This is a genomic window from Rhizobium sp. L43, from assembly GCF_002531725.1.
In the GTDB taxonomy this organism is placed as follows: Bacteria; Pseudomonadota; Alphaproteobacteria; order Rhizobiales; family Rhizobiaceae; genus Rhizobium.
This window is the reverse complement of sequence record NZ_NWSQ01000016.1, coordinates 1-16621: the sequence shown is the minus strand read 5'-3', so window position 1 is coordinate 16621 and position 16621 is coordinate 1. Positions and strand designations below refer to the sequence as shown.

The 16621-nt window shown below is 61.2% G+C and carries 17 protein-coding genes; 12 read left to right on the top strand and 5 right to left on the bottom strand.

Going from position 1 to position 16621, the window contains the following annotated elements:
- Positions 1–199: 199 nt before the first annotated feature.
- From CO667_RS21065 to CO667_RS21035, 7 genes are all read left to right on the top strand, one after another.
- Positions 200–1780 carry a peptide ABC transporter substrate-binding protein gene (locus tag CO667_RS21065; protein WP_097620212.1) on the top strand — a complete coding sequence of 527 codons (1581 nt, stop codon included), beginning with the start codon at positions 200–202 and terminating at the stop codon, positions 1778–1780.
- Positions 1781–1828: 48 nt separating this feature from the next.
- A complete protein-coding gene (locus tag CO667_RS21060) occupies positions 1829–2752 on the top strand; it encodes an ABC transporter permease subunit (RefSeq protein ID WP_097620211.1) in 924 nt (307 codons plus the stop codon).
- Positions 2749–3666 carry an ABC transporter permease subunit gene (locus CO667_RS21055; RefSeq protein ID WP_097620210.1) on the top strand — a complete coding sequence of 306 codons (918 nt, stop codon included), beginning with the start codon at positions 2749–2751 and terminating at the stop codon, positions 3664–3666. The genes CO667_RS21060 and CO667_RS21055 overlap by 4 nt, the downstream gene beginning before the upstream one ends.
- A gap of 3 nt (positions 3667–3669) precedes the next feature.
- Positions 3670–4677: an ABC transporter ATP-binding protein gene (locus CO667_RS21050; protein ID WP_097620209.1), complete on the top strand. Its 1008-nt coding sequence runs from the start codon at positions 3670–3672 to the stop codon at positions 4675–4677.
- The gene (locus tag CO667_RS21045; protein ID WP_012558549.1) at positions 4670–5656 is read left to right on the top strand and encodes an oligopeptide/dipeptide ABC transporter ATP-binding protein; all 987 of its coding nucleotides are present in this window, start codon (positions 4670–4672) and stop codon (positions 5654–5656) included. The genes CO667_RS21050 and CO667_RS21045 overlap by 8 nt, the downstream gene beginning before the upstream one ends.
- Positions 5657–5765: 109 nt before the next feature.
- Positions 5766–6107, top strand: coding sequence for a hypothetical protein (locus CO667_RS21040; protein WP_097620208.1), 342 nt, complete (start codon positions 5766–5768; stop codon positions 6105–6107).
- A gap of 182 nt (positions 6108–6289) precedes the next feature.
- Positions 6290–7207, top strand: coding sequence for a sugar kinase (locus CO667_RS21035; protein ID WP_097620207.1), 918 nt, complete (start codon positions 6290–6292; stop codon positions 7205–7207).
- A gap of 84 nt (positions 7208–7291) precedes the next feature.
- Here the strand turns inward: CO667_RS21035 and gstI are convergent, their stop codons facing one another.
- Positions 7292–7483, bottom strand: a complete 192-nt coding sequence (gstI, locus tag CO667_RS21030; protein WP_097620361.1) for a glutamine synthetase translation inhibitor GstI — start codon at positions 7481–7483, stop codon at positions 7292–7294.
- A gap of 117 nt (positions 7484–7600) precedes the next feature.
- Between gstI and CO667_RS34930 the strand changes: the two genes are divergently transcribed.
- The 3 genes from CO667_RS34930 (at position 7601) to CO667_RS21020 (ending at position 10377) form a co-directional block, all read left to right on the top strand.
- Positions 7601–7906, top strand: coding sequence for a hypothetical protein (locus tag CO667_RS34930; RefSeq protein WP_143540733.1), 306 nt, complete (start codon positions 7601–7603; stop codon positions 7904–7906).
- Between the two features lie 10 nt (positions 7907–7916).
- Entirely contained in the window at positions 7917–8957 is a 1041-nt protein-coding gene (locus CO667_RS21025; RefSeq protein ID WP_097620206.1) for a glutamine synthetase beta-grasp domain-containing protein, read from the top strand.
- A 238-nt stretch (positions 8958–9195) separates the two neighbouring features.
- Positions 9196–10377, top strand: coding sequence for a glycosyltransferase family 1 protein (locus CO667_RS21020; protein WP_097620205.1), 1182 nt, complete (start codon positions 9196–9198; stop codon positions 10375–10377).
- Here CO667_RS21020 and CO667_RS21015 read toward each other — a convergent pair whose 3' ends face one another.
- Positions 10378–11397: an alpha/beta hydrolase gene (locus tag CO667_RS21015; RefSeq protein ID WP_097620204.1), complete on the bottom strand. Its 1020-nt coding sequence runs from the start codon at positions 11395–11397 to the stop codon at positions 10378–10380.
- A 162-nt stretch (positions 11398–11559) separates the two neighbouring features.
- On the opposite strand from CO667_RS21015, the gene CO667_RS21010 reads away from it, so the two are divergent.
- Positions 11560–11997 (top strand): MarR family transcriptional regulator, encoded by a 438-nt coding sequence (locus tag CO667_RS21010; protein ID WP_097620203.1) that lies wholly within the window; start codon positions 11560–11562, stop codon positions 11995–11997.
- Positions 11998–12251: 254 nt separating this feature from the next.
- Here the strand turns inward: CO667_RS21010 and der are convergent, their stop codons facing one another.
- The 3 genes from der to CO667_RS20995 all read right to left on the bottom strand — a co-directional run bounded on the left by der (position 12252) and on the right by CO667_RS20995 (position 15285).
- The gene (gene der, locus CO667_RS21005) at positions 12252–13673 is read right to left on the bottom strand and encodes a ribosome biogenesis GTPase Der (RefSeq protein WP_097620202.1); all 1422 of its coding nucleotides are present in this window, start codon (positions 13671–13673) and stop codon (positions 12252–12254) included.
- Positions 13674–13689: 16 nt separating this feature from the next.
- Positions 13690–14373: a tetratricopeptide repeat protein gene (locus CO667_RS21000; protein WP_097620201.1), complete on the bottom strand. Its 684-nt coding sequence runs from the start codon at positions 14371–14373 to the stop codon at positions 13690–13692.
- A gap of 327 nt (positions 14374–14700) precedes the next feature.
- Positions 14701–15285, bottom strand: coding sequence for an NnrU family protein (locus CO667_RS20995; protein ID WP_097620200.1), 585 nt, complete (start codon positions 15283–15285; stop codon positions 14701–14703).
- Between the two features lie 121 nt (positions 15286–15406).
- Between CO667_RS20995 and CO667_RS20990 the strand changes: the two genes are divergently transcribed.
- On the top strand, positions 15407–16396 hold the full coding sequence (locus CO667_RS20990) for a polysaccharide deacetylase (RefSeq protein WP_097620199.1): 990 nt from the start codon (positions 15407–15409) through the stop codon (positions 16394–16396).
- The last annotated feature ends 225 nt before the right edge of the window (positions 16397–16621 follow it).

The following is a 16621-nucleotide window of genomic DNA, read 5'->3' as shown; positions in this document are numbered from 1 at the left end:
GCCGATGTCGCGACACGTCGTCGCGATCCGACAAGGGGGAGGCGTATATAGGCTTGTCCACAACCCGTTTCGAGCTTCCGGATTTGGGGTTGCAACGCGATTCCTTTGCGATAAGGTGCGCACTGACCTGCACGTAAGAGGTCAAACACCGGGAACAAATGTCTAATAAAGGCGCAAAGCCTAGAAAGGTGGACCCACAATGAACCAGTTCACGAAAAAATTTCTCGCCTCCGCAATGCTTGGCACATTGCTGGCGTTTTCGGCGCATGCGGCCACTCTCAATATTCACAATGGTGGCGATCCGCAGTCGCTCGATCCGCAGAAACTGTCAGGCGACTGGGAGAACCGCATCGCCGGCGACATTTTCGAAGGTCTGGTCACCGAGGACGCCAAGGACAATCCGATCCCCGGCCAGGCCGAAAGCTGGACCATTTCACCCGATGGCAAGGTCTACACCTTCAAGCTTCGCGACGGCATCAAGTGGTCCGATGGCCAGCCGGTAACGGCAGGAGACTTCGTCTTCGCCTTCCAGCGCCTCGTCGACCCGAAAAACGCCGCCGATTATGCCTACCTGCAGTTCACCATCAAGAACGCCGAAAAGATCAACAAGGGCGAGATCACAGACCTCAACCAGCTGGGCGTCAAGGCGATCGACGACAAGACGCTCGAAATCACCCTTGAGAACCCGACCCCCTATTTCCTCAATGCGCTGATGCATTACACCGCCTATCCGTTGCCGAAGCACGTCGTCGAGGCCAAGGGCCAGGATTGGGTCAAGATCGGCAACATCGTCACCAACGGCCCCTACAAGCCGGTCGAGTGGGTTCCGGGTTCCCATGTCACGACAGTCAAGAACGATCAGTGGTACGACACCAAGGACCTGAAGATCGACGGCGCCAAGTTCTTCGTGCTGGAAGACCAGGAAGCCGCGCTGAAACGTTACCGCGCCGGCGAATTCGATATCCTCACCGACTTTCCGACCGACCAGTACGAGTGGATGAAGAAGAACCTGCCCGGCCAGGCGCATGTCGCCCCCTTCTCCGGGCTCTATTATTACGTCGTCAACTCGCAGAAACCGCCCTTCAGCGACAAGCGCGTCCGCCAGGCGCTCTCCATGGCGATCAACCGTGAAGTCATCGGCCCGCAGATCCTCGGCACCGGCGAACTGCCGGCCTATTCCTGGGTGCCGCCGGGCACGGCAAATTACGGCGAACCGGCCTATGTCAGCTGGAAGGACCTGCCCTATAGCGAGAAGGTGGCCGAAGCCAAGAAGCTTCTGACCGAAGCCGGTTTCGGTCCGGACAAGCCGCTGCACGCCGTTCTCAGCTACAACACCAACGACAACCACAAGCGCATCGCCGTCGCCATCGCTTCCATGTGGAAGCCGCTCGGCGTCGATGTCGAGCTCGTCAACGCCGAAACCAAGGTGCATTACGACCAGATGCAGCGTGGGCAAGTCGAAATCGGCCGCGCCGGCTGGCTCGCCGACTACAACGATCCTGATAATTTCCTGAACCTTCTGGTGACAGGCGTGCAGATGAATTACGGCCGCTGGTCCAATCCTGATTACGACAAGATGATCAAGGAAGGCAACGCCGAGACGGATCTCACCAAGCGTGCCGCGATCTTCAAGAAGGCCGAGCAGTTGGCGCTGGATGAATCCGCCGCCCTGCCGATCTACTACTATGTCTCGAAGAATGTCGTTTCGCCGAAGATCGAAGGCTTCGTCGACAATATCCAGGACATCCACCGCACTCGCTGGCTGTCGATGAAAGAGTAAGGGAAAACGGTCCTTTCCGCACATCGCGGAAAGGACCGGCCCACGACCATGATCAAATACGCCCTCCGTCGCCTCCTGTCGACGATCCCCGTCATGTGGATCGCCGTGACAGCCTCGTTTTTTGTTTTGCGCCTTGCTCCCGGCGGCCCTTTCGATGGCGAAAGGCCATTGCCGCCGGTGATCCTGAAGAACCTTGCGATCCACTACAATCTCGACAAGCCGCTCATCCAGCAGTACCTGATCTATGTCGGCGACCTGCTTAGGGGCGATCTCGGCCCCTCCTTCGCCAGCGAGGATTTCACCGTCGCCCAGCAGATCATGATCGGCCTGCCCTACACCTTCACCATCGGTGCGGCCGCCTTCCTGATTGCCATCATCGTCGGCGTCGCCGTCGGCTGTCTTGGGGCGCTCTATCAGAACAAGGCACCGGATTATATTCTGGGTGCGCTCATCCTGATCGGCGTCGTGCTGCCGAACTTCCTGATTGCGCCCATCCTGCAGCTCGTCTTCGGCATCCATCTCGCCTGGTTTCCAGTCGGCGGCTGGGGTGACGGCTCGATCAAATACCTCATCCTGCCGATCGTCGTTCTGGCGCTGCCGCATGCCGGCCGCATCTCGCGCATCACCCGCGGCTCGATGATCGAGGTGATGAACCAGAACTTCATCCGCACCGCCAAGGCCAAAGGCATCGGCCCGCGGCTGACCGTGATGCGCCACGCGCTGAAGCCTGCGCTGATGCCTGTCGTTTCCTATCTGGGTCCGGCGGCAAGCTACCTTCTCACCGGCTCGCTGGTTGTCGAAAGCATCTTCGGATTGCCCGGCATCGGCCGCTATTTCGTCAACGCGGCGCTGAACCGCGATTACGGCATGGTTCTCGGTACGGTCATCTTTTACATGGTGCTGATCGTGTTCCTGAACCTTCTGGTCGATATCGCCTATGCCTGGCTGGACCCGAAAGTGAGAAACCGATGATCCTCAACCCCGCAAAACGCGAGCTGCTTGCCCAGGAACTGCTGGCGGCGGAAGGCCTTGCGCCCGAAAGCCGTTCGCTCACCAAGGATGCCTTGCGCCGCCTTGGGCGCAACAAGGCGGCCGTCCTGTCGATCGTTGTCCTGACGGTTCTGATCCTCGCCGCCTTCCTCGGCCCCTGGTTCATTCCCTTCAACTATGAGGATCCGGATTGGGCCGCCTTCCGCATCCCGCCCTCGATCGAGACCGGCCACTATTTCGGCACCGACCCGAACGGCCGCGACCTACTTGCCCGCGTCCTTTACGGCACCCGCGTCTCGCTCGCCGTGGCGCTGACGGCGACCGTCGTCTCCGTCGTCATCGGCGTGCTCTACGGCGCGATCTCGGGCTATATCGGCGGCAGGCTGGATGCGATCATGATGCGCTTCGTCGATATCATGTATGCGCTTCCCTACATCCTCTTCGTCATCCTGCTGATGGTCATCTTCGGCCGCAACGTCTATCTGCTCTTTGCCGCGATCGGCGCGCTGGAGTGGCTGACCATGGCCCGCATCGTGCGCGGCCAGACGCTATCGATCAAGCATCGCGAATTCATCGAGGCGGCCCGCGCCTCCGGGCAGCGGCCGTTCAAGATCATCATCAAGCACATCATTCCGAACCTCGTCGGACCGGTGGTGATCTTCGCGGCGCTGACGGTGCCCGAAATTATCGCCACCGAAAGCTTTCTGTCCTATCTCGGCTTCGGCGTGCAGGAACCGCTGACCTCGCTCGGCACGCTGATCGCCGAGGGAACCGATGCCATGGAAAGCATGCCCTGGCTTTTGATCTTCCCGGCAAGCTTCCTCGTCGCCCTGCTGCTCAGCCTGCTCTTCATCGGCGACGGCCTGCGCGACGCGTTCGACCCGAAGGATCGCTAAAGAATGGCCCACGAAACACAAAAAGACGTCCTCCTCGAACTCAAGGACTATGCGATCACCTTCAAGACGCCTGACGGAGAGGTGAAGGCGGTCTCCAACATGAACCTCACCGTCCGGCGCGGCGAGCGCATCGCCATCGTCGGCGAGTCCGGCTCCGGCAAGAGCCAGACCTTCCTCGGCATCATGGGCCTGCTCGCCAAGAACGGCAAAACGACGGGACAGGCGCTGCTCGAAGGCAAGGATGTGCTGTCGCTGAAGCCGCGCGAACTCGACCAGATCCGCGGCAAGGACATGGCGATGGTCTTCCAGGACCCGATGACCGCCTTGAACCCGTCGCTGAAGATTTCCCGGCAGCTGACCGAACAGCTCGAGGTTCACCGCGGCCTGACGGCGCGCGCCGCCTCGGACGCCGCCCTCGACATGCTGAAACGCGTCGGCATTCCCGACCCGACACGGCGCTTTCACCTCTATCCGCACGAGCTCTCCGGCGGCATGCGCCAGCGCATCGTCATCGCCATGGCGCTGCTCACCAAGCCGAAGCTCCTGATCGCCGACGAGCCGACGACGGCACTCGACGTCACCATCCAGGCCCAGATCCTCGATCTCTTCAACGACCTGACGGCGGAAATGAACACGGCGCTCATCATGATCACCCATGATCTCGGCGTCGTCGCCGGCCTCGCCGACCGCGTCGCCGTCATGTATGCCGGCCGCATCGTCGAGGAGGCGCCCGTCGACGAACTCTTCGACAACCCGGCCCATCCCTATACCGCAGCACTGCATGCCTCGATCCCGCGCCCGGACCAGGATGTCGACGACCTCGTCGTCATCCCCGGCCGGCCGCCGAACCTGCAGCACCTGCCGAAGGGCTGCAATTTCTCGCCGCGCTGTTCGCAGGTCCAGGATGATTGCATCGACCGTCCGCCACCGCTCGAAACCCTGGCGCCGCGCCACTGCGCCGCCTGTTACCACCCCTTCCCGCGTCGTGAGGAGCTGCTGAACCATGGCTGACCGATCGCTTCTGAGGGTCGAAAACCTGACGACCCAGTTCGAACTGCCGGCAAAGGGCTTGTTCAAGCCGCCGATCTTCCTCACCGCCGTCAACAATGTCAGCTTCGACCTCGCCGAAGGCCGCACGCTCGGCGTCGTCGGCGAATCCGGCTGCGGCAAGTCCACGCTCGGCCGCTCCATCCTGCGGCTCCTGAAATCGCAGAAGGGCCGCATCCTCTGGCAGGGCCGCAATCTTCTCGACCTCTCGGAAGAGGAAATGCGCGCCGCCCGCCGCGACATGCAGATCATCTTCCAGGATCCGATCGCCTCGCTCGACCCGCGCATGACGGTCGGCGACATCATCGCCGAGCCGCTCACCGTTTTCGAGCCGAAGCTGTCGAAGGCCGAGCGCACCGAACGCGTCCGCGAGATCATGACCGCCGTCGGCCTGGTGCCGGAGATGATCAACCGCTATCCGCACGAATTCTCCGGCGGCCAGGCGCAGCGCATCGGCATTGCCCGGGCGGTCGTCACCAAACCCAAGCTGATCATCTGCGACGAACCGGTCTCGGCCCTCGACGTCTCGATCCAGGGCCAGGTGATCACGCTTCTGCGCAAACTGCGCAAGGAATTCGGCCTGACGCTGATCTTCATCAGCCACGACCTTTCCGTCGTGCGGCTGATCTCCGACGATGTGCTGGTGCTCTATCTCGGCCGCGTGGTGGAAGCTGGCGACTGCGCCACCGTCTTCGATCATCCGGCCCATCCCTATACGCAGGCGCTGTTTTCCGCAGCACCCATCCCGGATCCGAAGCTCGCGCGCCTGCGCACCCGCATCCGCCTGCAGGGCGATCCGCCCTCGCCGCTCAACCCGCCGAAAGGCTGCGTCTTCTCGCCGCGCTGCTGGAAGGCGACCGACATCTGCCGCACCGAAATGCCGCCGACCGAGGAAGTCCGCCCCGGCCAGAAGGCCGCCTGTTATCATATGGACAGGCCGTGAAACGCTGCAAAAGCGGACTTATTTTGGGATTCAAATTGCCTGATAAGGAAGATTTATAGGCGCGCATGCTACCTCGTTCCCGCCCGATCATGGGCTGGGGAACGCATATATGAAATCGAAACTATCCGGGTTGATCGCGGTTACGGCCGCGATTATCGCCGCCTCCGCCGTCTCGTCGCATGCCGAAGATCTGAAGTTCAAGCTCATCAACGGCACGAACTCCGTCCTGACGCGCTTCTACAGCGCGCCGACCGGAGTCGATAACTGGGAAGAAGACGTCTTCGGCGATGACGTTCTCAATCCGGGCGAGAGCATGGATATCACCATCGCCGATGGCCGCACCGTCTGCAAATACGATATGCGCTTCGAGTTTGACGAGGATTCGAACCTCGACACAACCGAAGATACGCAGGATCTTTGCCAGATGGGCAGCTACACCATCCACGAATAAGCAGCCTTCGCCGGCGCCCGCCTTCGCTTGGCCGAAGGCGGGCTTTCATTCCTTGTCGGATCGGCGCTCGCAACATCGGCGCTTGTCACTCCGCCCGGCTCCGCGTATCAGCGGATGAAGCGTCAATTCAAAGCGATAGAGCGTCCTGCTGATCAGCGGCGCTCCGATGCCGGGAGGACAAGGTGAGCAGACGGCTTCTATCGATCGGTGAATGCATGGTGGAGCTTTCGCAGGCAGGTGACGGCCTGCTGCGCAAAGGTTTCGCCGGCGATACGTTCAACACCGCCTGGTATGCCCGCGCCTGCCTTGCCGCCGACTGGTCTGTCGATTATTTCACTGCGCTTGGCGACGACGCCATGTCGGATGAGATGGTGGCCTTCATCGACGCGGCAGGCATCGGCACGAGCCTCATCCGCCGCATCAGGGGTAAGACGCCCGGCCTTTACATGATCAACCTGAAGAATGGCGAGCGCTCCTTCAGCTACTGGCGCGACAATTCGGCCGCCCGCAGCCTCGCCGCCGATCCTGACAGTCTGCGCGAGGCAGTGGAAAGCGCCGACGTCGTCTACTTCTCCGGCATCACCCTCGCCATCCTGCCGCAGGAGGATGCCGCAACGCTGCTGGCTGAAATCCGCCGCGCCAAGGCTGCCGGCAAGCTCGTGGTCTTCGACCCCAATATCCGTCCCCGCCTCTGGTCGAGCTACGACGTGATGCACGCGACGATCAGCGAAGGCGCCCGTTCCTCCGTGCTCGTCATGCCGAGCTTCGACGACGAGGCAGCCCATTTCGGCGACGATTCCATCGAGGCGACCATCCATCGCTACAGAGCGCTCGGCGCCGTCAATATCGTCGTCAAGAACGGCGCGGACGGCGTCAGGTTGAATTTCGCCGGCGAGGAGAGCTTCGTTCCGGCCGAGAAGGTGAAAAAAGTGGTCGACACGACAAGCGCCGGCGACAGTTTCAATGGCGCCTTCCTCTCCCGGTATCTCGAAACCGGCGATGCGCCCGCCGCCGCCCGCTTCGCTGCAGGGGTTGCAGCCCGCGTTGTCAGTGAACATGGCGCGTTGGTCGTGAAGGAAAAGCTTGGTTTGGGCGGCTGAGTCCGCGCACGAGGGCCTAACAAGAGCGCGTGCGCCGGCGCTCTCCGCCCTATCGGCATTCTGCTCCGGAAGCGAAGCAGGAAATCAGGATTTCGTCGGCCGATCGGTCTCGCGAACCGCCTCGTCATGATACCAGCAGCTGTCGAGCGCAGCATCACAGACTTCGGCTGCCTCGCGTTCCATCACCCGGGCGCGTTCGAACCGGCTGGCGGCCCGCGGCGGCCGGACGGGAAACTGGTAGATCGTTGCGGATTCACGATGGAAACCGGTGGGCATGAGATCGCCTCCATTCAGCCTGCGCATCAACATTTGCCACCGAAACCATAGCACGATGCACAGAGTTTATGCAAATTGCATAAAATATATGCACAACCATCGCGGTGATTGATCGCTATGCTGTCTACGCCAGAAGCTTCCGCCTATTTGTTCAACACTTCATCACTTCAGGCTAACGCCCAATTTTTCATCCGGTTCCAAGGCCAAAAAATTCCGTTCTTCCTGATGATTCAGCCTTCAGCCGCGAAATCGGGCAGCTTTCGGGGAAGCGGAAAAAAGCGTGCCGGCCCGTTGATTCGCGATTTTTCTTTCGCAGGGCGTCAAACTGGCACGCTACATGCTTCAACAGATGCATCCCCTGGCGGTCGGATGCGTTTGCGCGCCGAGATCGTCTCCGGATTTGCTCACCTTCGTAGCATTTGAGAGAGTCACGATGACAAAATATAAGCTCGAGTATATTTGGCTCGATGGGTACACTCCGGTACCGAACCTGCGTGGCAAGACGCAGATCAAGGAATTTGACGCATTTCCGACGCTGGAACAGCTTCCGCTCTGGGGCTTTGACGGCTCTTCGACGCAGCAGGCCGAAGGCCGCAGCTCCGATTGCGTGCTGAAGCCGGTCGCCATCTATCCCGACCCGGCCCGCACCAACGGCGCGCTCGTCATGTGCGAAGTCATGATGCCCGATGGCGTCACGCCGCACGCATCGAATGCCCGCGCCACCATCCTCGACGACGAAGATGCCTGGTTCGGCTTCGAGCAGGAATATTTCTTCTACCAGAACGGCCGGCCGCTCGGCTTCCCCGAGCAGGGCTACCCGGCTCCGCAGGGCCCTTATTACACCGGCGTCGGCTATTCCAATGTCGGCGACGTCGCCCGCGAAATCGTCGAGGAACATCTCGATCTGTGCCTGGCTGCCGGCATCAACCACGAAGGCATCAATGCCGAAGTGGCCAAGGGCCAGTGGGAATTCCAGATTTTCGGCAAGGGCTCCAAGAAGGCCGCCGACCAGATCTGGATGGCACGCTACCTCCTGCAGCGCCTGACCGAAAAATACGGCATCGACATCGAGTATCATTGCAAGCCGCTCGGCGACACCGATTGGAACGGTTCGGGCATGCACTGCAACTTCTCGACCAAGTACATGCGCGAAGTCGGCGGCAAGGCCTATTTCGAAGCGCTGATGGCGCAGTTCGAAAAGAACCTGATGGACCACATCAACGTCTACGGTCCTGACAATGACAAGCGCCTGACCGGCAAGCACGAAACGGCTCCGTGGAACAAGTTCTCCTACGGCGTTGCCGACCGCGGCGCTTCGATCCGCGTCCCGCACTCCTTCGTCAAGAACGACTACAAGGGCTATCTGGAAGATCGCCGCCCGAACTCGCAGGGCTGCCCCTACCAGATCGCTTCGCAGGTTCTGAAGACGATCTCGGAAGTTCCACTCGCAGGCTCGGCTTCCGCTGCCGCTTAACCTCCCAAACGGCGCCGGTCCACGACCGGCGCCGTCATTCCTTCCGCATGAAATCTGCGATCGTCCGCTGACATATTCGCGGCGATCGAGCCGCTAAGGCCCTGCAAACGCTGGCATGCGGCTGTAATATTTCCATCATGGTCATGCCTCAAAATAGGTAAGCGGGAATCGCCGTTCCGGAACCCCGCTTTGGGGTTGAGCGTTGACAGATCACTGCAACGCGGATGGAAATCGCGACATGCTGCAACGTCCGGCAAACACTTACAGCGGCGAGAGCTGGGCCAATGCCGCCTCCCCCGGCAAACTGCCGGAACGGCTGGTCATCGTCACCGATGCCTGGCATCCGCAGGTCAATGGCGTGGTGCGCTCGATCGAGAACACCAATCGCGAGCTTGCGAAGATGGGCGTCGAGGTTTCGATGGTGACGCCGGAGCGCTTCAACAGCATCCCCTGCCCCACCTATCCCGAGATCCGCCTGTCGATCGCCAGTTATCGCCGCATCGCCCGCGAGATCGCAAAGCACAATCCCTCCTACGTGCATATCGCCACCGAAGGGCCGCTCGGTCTGACCGCCCGCCGGTGGTGCCTGAAGAACCGCATGCCGTTTTCGACGAGCTACCATACCCGCTTCCCGGAATATGTCGCGGCCCGCCTGCCGATCCCGAAGAGCTGGCTCTATTCCTTCGTCCGCTGGTTCCACAATGGCGGCGCCGGCTGCATGGTGGCGACACCGAGCCTGGCGCGCGAACTGTCGGAAAAGGGCATCCGCAATCTCATGCCCTGGAGCCGCGGCATCGACGCCGCGCAGTTCCGTCCTATGGCGCTCGAGGAAAAGCCCTTCGGCCTGCCGCGCCCGATCTTCATGACCGTCGGCCGCGTGGCGCTGGAAAAGAACCTGCCCGCCTTCCTCGATCTCGATCTGCCGGGCTCGAAGGTCGTCGTCGGCGATGGGCCGGCGCGCGCCGAGCTCGAAAAGCAATATCCTGATGTCTTCTTCGCCGGCGTGAAGTTCGGCGAGGAGCTGGCGCAAGCCTATGCCCAAGCCGACGTCTTCGTCTTTCCCTCGCTCACCGACACTTTCGGCAACACCATCCTCGAAGCGCTGGCATCGGGCGTTCCGGTCGCAGCCTATCCGGTGACCGGCCCTCTCGACATCATCGGCGAGGACAGCGAGGTTGGCGCGCTCGATACGGACCTGCGCGCCGCCTGCCTTGCCGCCCTCTCCGCTTCGCGGGAGAAGGCGCATGCGCTCGCCATGCAATATTCCTGGGAAGCGGCGACGCTGCAATTCATCAACAACATCCGCGCCGCCAACGGCGTCATCACCCCGAAATGGAAGAAGGCCTGGCAATTCGCCAAGTCGCTTCCGAGAAGCAGAAAGCCCGGCGAAACCGCCGGGCCTCTCCCTTCCGGAGACTGATCAATCCTTTTTGTGCAGGGCGCTGCGAAGCGTGTCGTTGGCGATCGCAATCGCGCTGCGGACGGCCGGCGTTTCGGTAATTGCATTGAGCAGCACGAAGTCGTGGATCGTGCCGTTGTAGCGGATCGAGGTGACCTTGACGCCAGCCTGGCTGAGCTTGCGGCCATAGGCTTCGCCTTCATCGCGCAGCACATCGTTTTCATCGGTGATGATGAGGGCCGGCGGCAGACCGTTGAGCTGCTCGAGCGATGCCTGCAGCGGTGAAGCGGTCGGCTCCTTGCGCTTGGCCTCGTCTGGCAGATAGGCGTTCCAGAACCACTTCATCGCTTCCTTGGTCAGCCACGGGCCGTTAGCGAACTGGTTATAGGAACCATTGTCGAAATTGGCGTCGGTGACAGGGTAGAACAGCACCTGCTGGTCGATCGCAGGGCCGCCGCGCTCCTTGGCAAGCAGCGTCACCACGGCCGCCATATTGCCGCCGACGCTGTCGCCCGCAACCGCGAGCCTGCTGGCGTCGACCTTGAATTCCTTGGCATGTTCGGCGACATATTTGGTCGCGGCATAGGCCTGCTCGATGGCCACGGGATAACGGGCCTCCGGCGAGCGTTCGTAATCGACGAAGACGACGGCGGCATCGGCGCCGTTGGCGATCTCGCGCACCAGCCGGTCATGCGTGTCGGCATCGCCGAGCACCCAGCCGCCGCCATGGAAATAGAGAATGACCGGCAGCCTGCCCTTGGCATGTTCCGGGCGGACGATGCGCAGCTTGATGCTGTCCGTCGGGCCTGCCTTGATGACCTTGTTCTCTTCCTGCGCAGGAAGCTTCTTGACATCGCCTTTCTGCGCGCCGGCCAGCACATTGCGGGCATCGGCCGGCGACAGCGTGTAGATCGGCTTGCCGCCGGCAAGCCCGTCGATGAATTTCTGCGTCGTCGGTTCGAGTACCGGATCGGCAAGCGCGCCGACGGCGGACGCTGCCAGGAGTGCTGCTGCGGAAATTGCGGTCTTGATGGTCGACATTGTCTCGTCCTCTCGGGTTTTGATGTTCGTCCTGAACACTGTTTTTATATCGCGCACGATTATTTATCGAACAATCTAAATTTGCACATAGCTGTCATGCATAAAAATCGCTTTCGATTATTTATCGCGCGATATAGATTCCATCAGTTTTGGAGACAACCCATGCAGGATCCGCTGAAGCTCGACAATTTCATCTGCTTCGCCGTCTATACGGCAAGCCACGCACTGAACCGCGTCTACAAGCCGCTTCTCGACGCGCTCGGCCTCACCTATCCGCAATATCTGGCGATGGTTTCACTCTGGGAGCAGGACGGTCAAACCGTCGGCGGCCTCGGCGAAAAGCTTTTCCTGGAATCAAGCACGCTGACGCCTCTGCTGAAACGCCTGGAAACCGCTGGTTATGTCAGACGCGAACGCAGCAAGGACGACGAGCGCGTCGTGGTCCTCCGGCTGACGGAGGAAGGCAAGCACCTCAGGGAAAAGGCAATCGGCATCCCCGGCTGCATCGTCGCTGCCAGCGGTCGCTCTGCAGTCGACCTCACCCGGCTGCAGAGCGAGATCGTGGCGCTGCGCGAGGCGCTGAATAGGAGTGTGGCTTAGCTACTGAGCAGCAGATGGCTATGACAGAGTTTGTGACACCCCCTCTGCCCTGCCGGGCATCTCCCCCACAAGGGTGGAGATCGGCTGGGAGCAACGGCTTCCCCAAACAACTGGCCGTCACATGAACCGTAAATTTAGGGCGAAGCATGGCTTCTTGCCAATCTCCCCCCTTGTGGGGGAGATGTCCGGCAGGACAGAGGGGGGTGGCCGCACGGGCGCACACCCAATGAACCACCAACCAGCGCCCTAAAACCCTACGTCCGCCTCTTCTTGCCTTCGAACGGATTGTCGGCCGAGCGGAAATGGATGCGGATTGGCACGCTCGGCATGTCGAAATCGGCGCGCAACCCATTGATCAGATAACGCGTATAGGATTCCGGCAGCGCGTCGGAGCGGGTACAGGAGATCATGAAAGCCGGCGGACGGGCCTTCACCTGCGTCATATATTTCAGCTTGATGCGGCGGCCGGAAACAGCAGGTGGCGGATGCTGGATCTGCTGTGTCTCCAGCCAACGATTGAGCCGCGCCGTCGAAATGCGCTTGTTCCAGACCTTGTCCGTATCGATGATCGACTGCATCAGCTTGTCGAGACCCCAGCCGGTCTGGCCGGAGATCGGCACGGCGCGAATGCCGCGCGCCTGTGGCAGCAGCCGGTCGGTCTTTTCGCGCAGATCCGCAAGCACCGCCTGCCGATCCTCGATCATGTCCCATTTGTTGAAGGCGAGAACCGCCGCGCGGCCCTCGCGCAGCACCAGATCGACGATCTGCAGGTCCTGCTTCTCGAAGGGGATCGTCGCGTCGAAGACGATGACGACGGTTTCGGCAAAACGGATGGCGCGCAGCGCGTCGGCGACAGAGAGCTTCTCCAGCTTCTCGATCACCCGCGCCTTGCGGCGCATGCCTGCGGTGTCGAACATCTTGATGGTGCGGCCGCGCCAATCCCATTCGACCGAGATGGAATCGCGCGTGATGCCCGCCTCCGGCCCGGTCAAAAGCCGGTCCTCGCCGAGGAAGCGGTTGATCAGCGTCGACTTGCCGGCATTCGGCCGGCCGACGATCGCGACCCTGAGCGGCTTCGTTTCGTCATAGGCGGGCTCATCGTCCTCGTCGCCCTCGCCCTCCGCCTGGGAGACGTCGACGTTGGTGACGGCGACATCCTCCTTGGTCGGATAGGCCCGGTCTTCGCCGATCGCCGCGACGATCGCGTCGCGCAGATCGATCATGCCCTGCCCGTGCTCGGCCGAAATCGGCGTCGGTTCGCCGAGGCCCAGCGTATAGGCGTCATAGAAGCCGCTGTCGGAGCCGCGCGCTTCGGATTTGTTGGCGACGAGCACCACCGGCTTGCCGCGTCGGCGCAGCATTTCCGCAAGGGCCGTATCGACCGGCGTCAGCCCGCTCTTGGCATCGACGACGAAGAGCGAAAGATCGGCCTCGTCGATCGCCGCTTCCGTCTGGGCGCGCATGCGGCCCTGCAGGCTTTCCTCGTCGGCCTCTTCGAGGCCGGCCGTGTCGATGATGGTGAAGGTCAGACCCATCAACCGGGCATCGCCCGGCCGCCGGTCGCGGGTCACGCCTGGCGTGTCGTCGACAAGCGCCAGCTTCTTGCCGACCAGCCGGTTGAAAAGCGTCGATTTGCCGACATTCGGACGACCGACGATCGCGACCGTGAAACTCATTCTTTTTCCTTAAAACTCAGCCCTGCGCGGCGGGCGCCTTGCCGGATGCTGTAATGAGATCAAGCATCATATGGGCGCGATTGGCAACATTGCGCGGGCTGTCGGTATCGTCGACGATCGACTGGAACCATTGCCGCGCCTGCGCCATGTTGCCGGCCTTATAGGAAGCAAGGCCGAGCGCTTCGCGCGCCGAATGGCGGAAGGCATTGCCCGGCACGGCCATTTCCTCGATCGCGGCCGAAACCTGCTCGTAGGAACCGTTTTCGATCAGCAGCCAGCCGGCGCGCATTTTGGCGGCATCACGCACGGCAGCCGGAACGCCGTTGTCCTTGCCGATCTCGTTGAAGGCGGCGATCGCGGCGCTCGCATCGCCCTTCTGCGCCTGGACGGTCGCAGCCCGCATCCGCGCCAGCACCGGATAGGCGCCGTGGCCTTCCTTTTCGAGCTTGTCGAGTGCGGCCAGCGCCTCATCGTTCTTGTTCTCGTCGGCAAGCTTCATCGCCGCCAGGAACTGGTCGCCGGCGCCCGACGAGCGGTTGTCGTCCCAATATTCGTAGAGAACCTTGCCGGCGGTGCCGACGACGATCAGGATGGCGACGACGATGATATAACGGCCGAAGCGGCGCCAGGCGCCCTTCATCTGATCGGACCGCAATTCCTCATTGACTTCACGGATGAAGCTGTCGTCGTTGAATGCCATTCTCGTCTCCGGCCGCGGAAATACCCATACACTATGCATAATGCATATTGTCGGGCCTTCTACTCCATTTTGCCGCCGTTGTAAGGGGGATGTGAAAGATTAGAGCAATTCCAGGAAAAGTGCGCCGCGGTTTTCCCAGGCAAAGCGCGAAGCGCTTTTGCCGGGAATTGCGTAAAACAAAAAGTTAGAGCGGTTCTGCGCTTCCATGAAAAGCTGAACCGCTCTATCCCTAGCGAGTCCGACAGGACCCGCAAAGGACGCTCTAACACTTTGAATCCGCGCATAATCCTTTCCGAAAATCGGAATCGATTTTTGGGTATGCGCCGGTCACATCGCGAGCGGCGAGACCCCGATCAGCCATTCGTGCAGCTTCCAGATGATCAACGCCCAGGCGACGATGCCGATGACGACGGCATAGAGGTCGTATTTGGCCGAGACGAAGGGCCGGAGTACAATCTCGCCCGCCCGCTGCCGCCGTTTGAGCGAGATGCGAAGGATCACGCCCCAGGCGAGAAAGGCCGCAAACAGCAGCACAGACGACGTCTCGCCATTGGCGAGCAGATGCGCCAGCGCCCAGATCTTCACCGACAGCACCATCGGATGTTTGGTCTTCGCAGCGATATGCCCCGCCGGCAGCAGCGAGGCGACGAGACAGATCATCGCGATCAGCATCAGCGTGATCGCGATATGCGCCGTCCAGACCGGCGGATTGTAAAGCATGCCGGTTACCGCACGCGCCTGCCCGAATCCGTAGATCAACAGGATCAGCGTGGCCAGACTCGCGATCGAATAGGCCACCCGCCAGCTGGTCTCGCCGAGGCTTGCGATCATCGAACGGCGGAAGCCGGGGGCCACCACCCGCACCAGATGTACCCCGAGGAAAAGTATGATGCCGACGATAAGCAAAGTCATTGCGGATCCCTTCCGTGCCGTTTGTCATGGCTTAGCGGGTGACGTGAAAAAATGCCAGCAAGACCGCAGCTTCGCCGCAATTCTATCGGAGGGAAACCGCGAACAAATTGTCGCGGTGTCCATGTCCCGTTCTCTCCTCTCCACTTGTCTGGCTGCCTCGTTCCTGCTCCCGGCAATCGCCGAGGCGGCCGACCAGCCGAAACAGCTCGTCATCATTTCCTTCGACGGCGCCCACGACAATGCGCTCTGGCTGAAGAGCCGCGAGATGGCGGCGAAAAACGGCGCCCACTTCACCTATTTCCTCTCCTGCACCTTCCTGATGAACGAGGCGGCGAAGAAGGCCTACCAGGCGCCGCACCAGAAACGCGGAAAATCCAATGTCGGCTTCGCCCAGAGCGACGACGAGATCCGCGAGCGCCTCGGCAATATCTGGCACGCCCATCTCGAAGGCCACGACATATCAAGCCATGCCTGCGGCCATTTCGACGGCCGGCTCTGGAGCGAGACCGACTGGTCGGCCGAATATGCGACCTTTCACGCGACCCTTGAGAATGCCTGGAAAAGCGTCGGTCTCGACGAGCCCGCCGGCTGGCAGGACCTGGTCGATCACGGCATCAAGGGCTTTCGCGCCCCCTATCTCTCGGCGACCGCGGGCGCCGATATGATCGCCGCCGAAAAGAAGGCGGGCTTCAGCTATGATGCGAGCCTCGTCACCAAAGGCCCGGCCATGCCCGTCGAGGAAGATGGCATCATCCGCTTCGGCCTGCCGCTGATTCCAGAAGGCCCGAGCGAAAAGCCGATCATCGGCATGGACTACAATCTCTTCGTGCGGCACTCCAAGGGTGAGGAAGATTCCGCAGACAGCGCGGCCTTCGAGCAGCGCGCCTATTCAGCCTTCAAAGAGGCTTTCGACAAGCAATATGCCGGCGGTCGAACTCCCCTCCAACTCGGCTTCCACTTCGTCGAAATGAACGGCGGCGCCTACTGGCGCGCCCTCGACCGCCTGGTCAGCGACGTCTGCCACCGGGCTGACGTCGCCTGCGTCAGCTACTCCGAAGCGATCCCGATGATCGAGGCGCGCGGGAAACTGGAACGCGCGTCGGGGCTTTGAAGGGGCATTTTGACAACTGAGACGAGCTGCCGTGCGAGCCCCTCGACCCTTCGGGCTACCTTCTACCCGCTGGGGAGAAGGGAATGAGCCGCCGTCGAGACATACTCTCCAGAATGATAGATGAAGACGAGGTTGCCACGAATCTCTCCTCCCCTCGGGGCTATGGCATTCACACATTTAAAATTGCCTATGGGATTGCCTTCTGATTCTCTTGTTGCAAGCAGG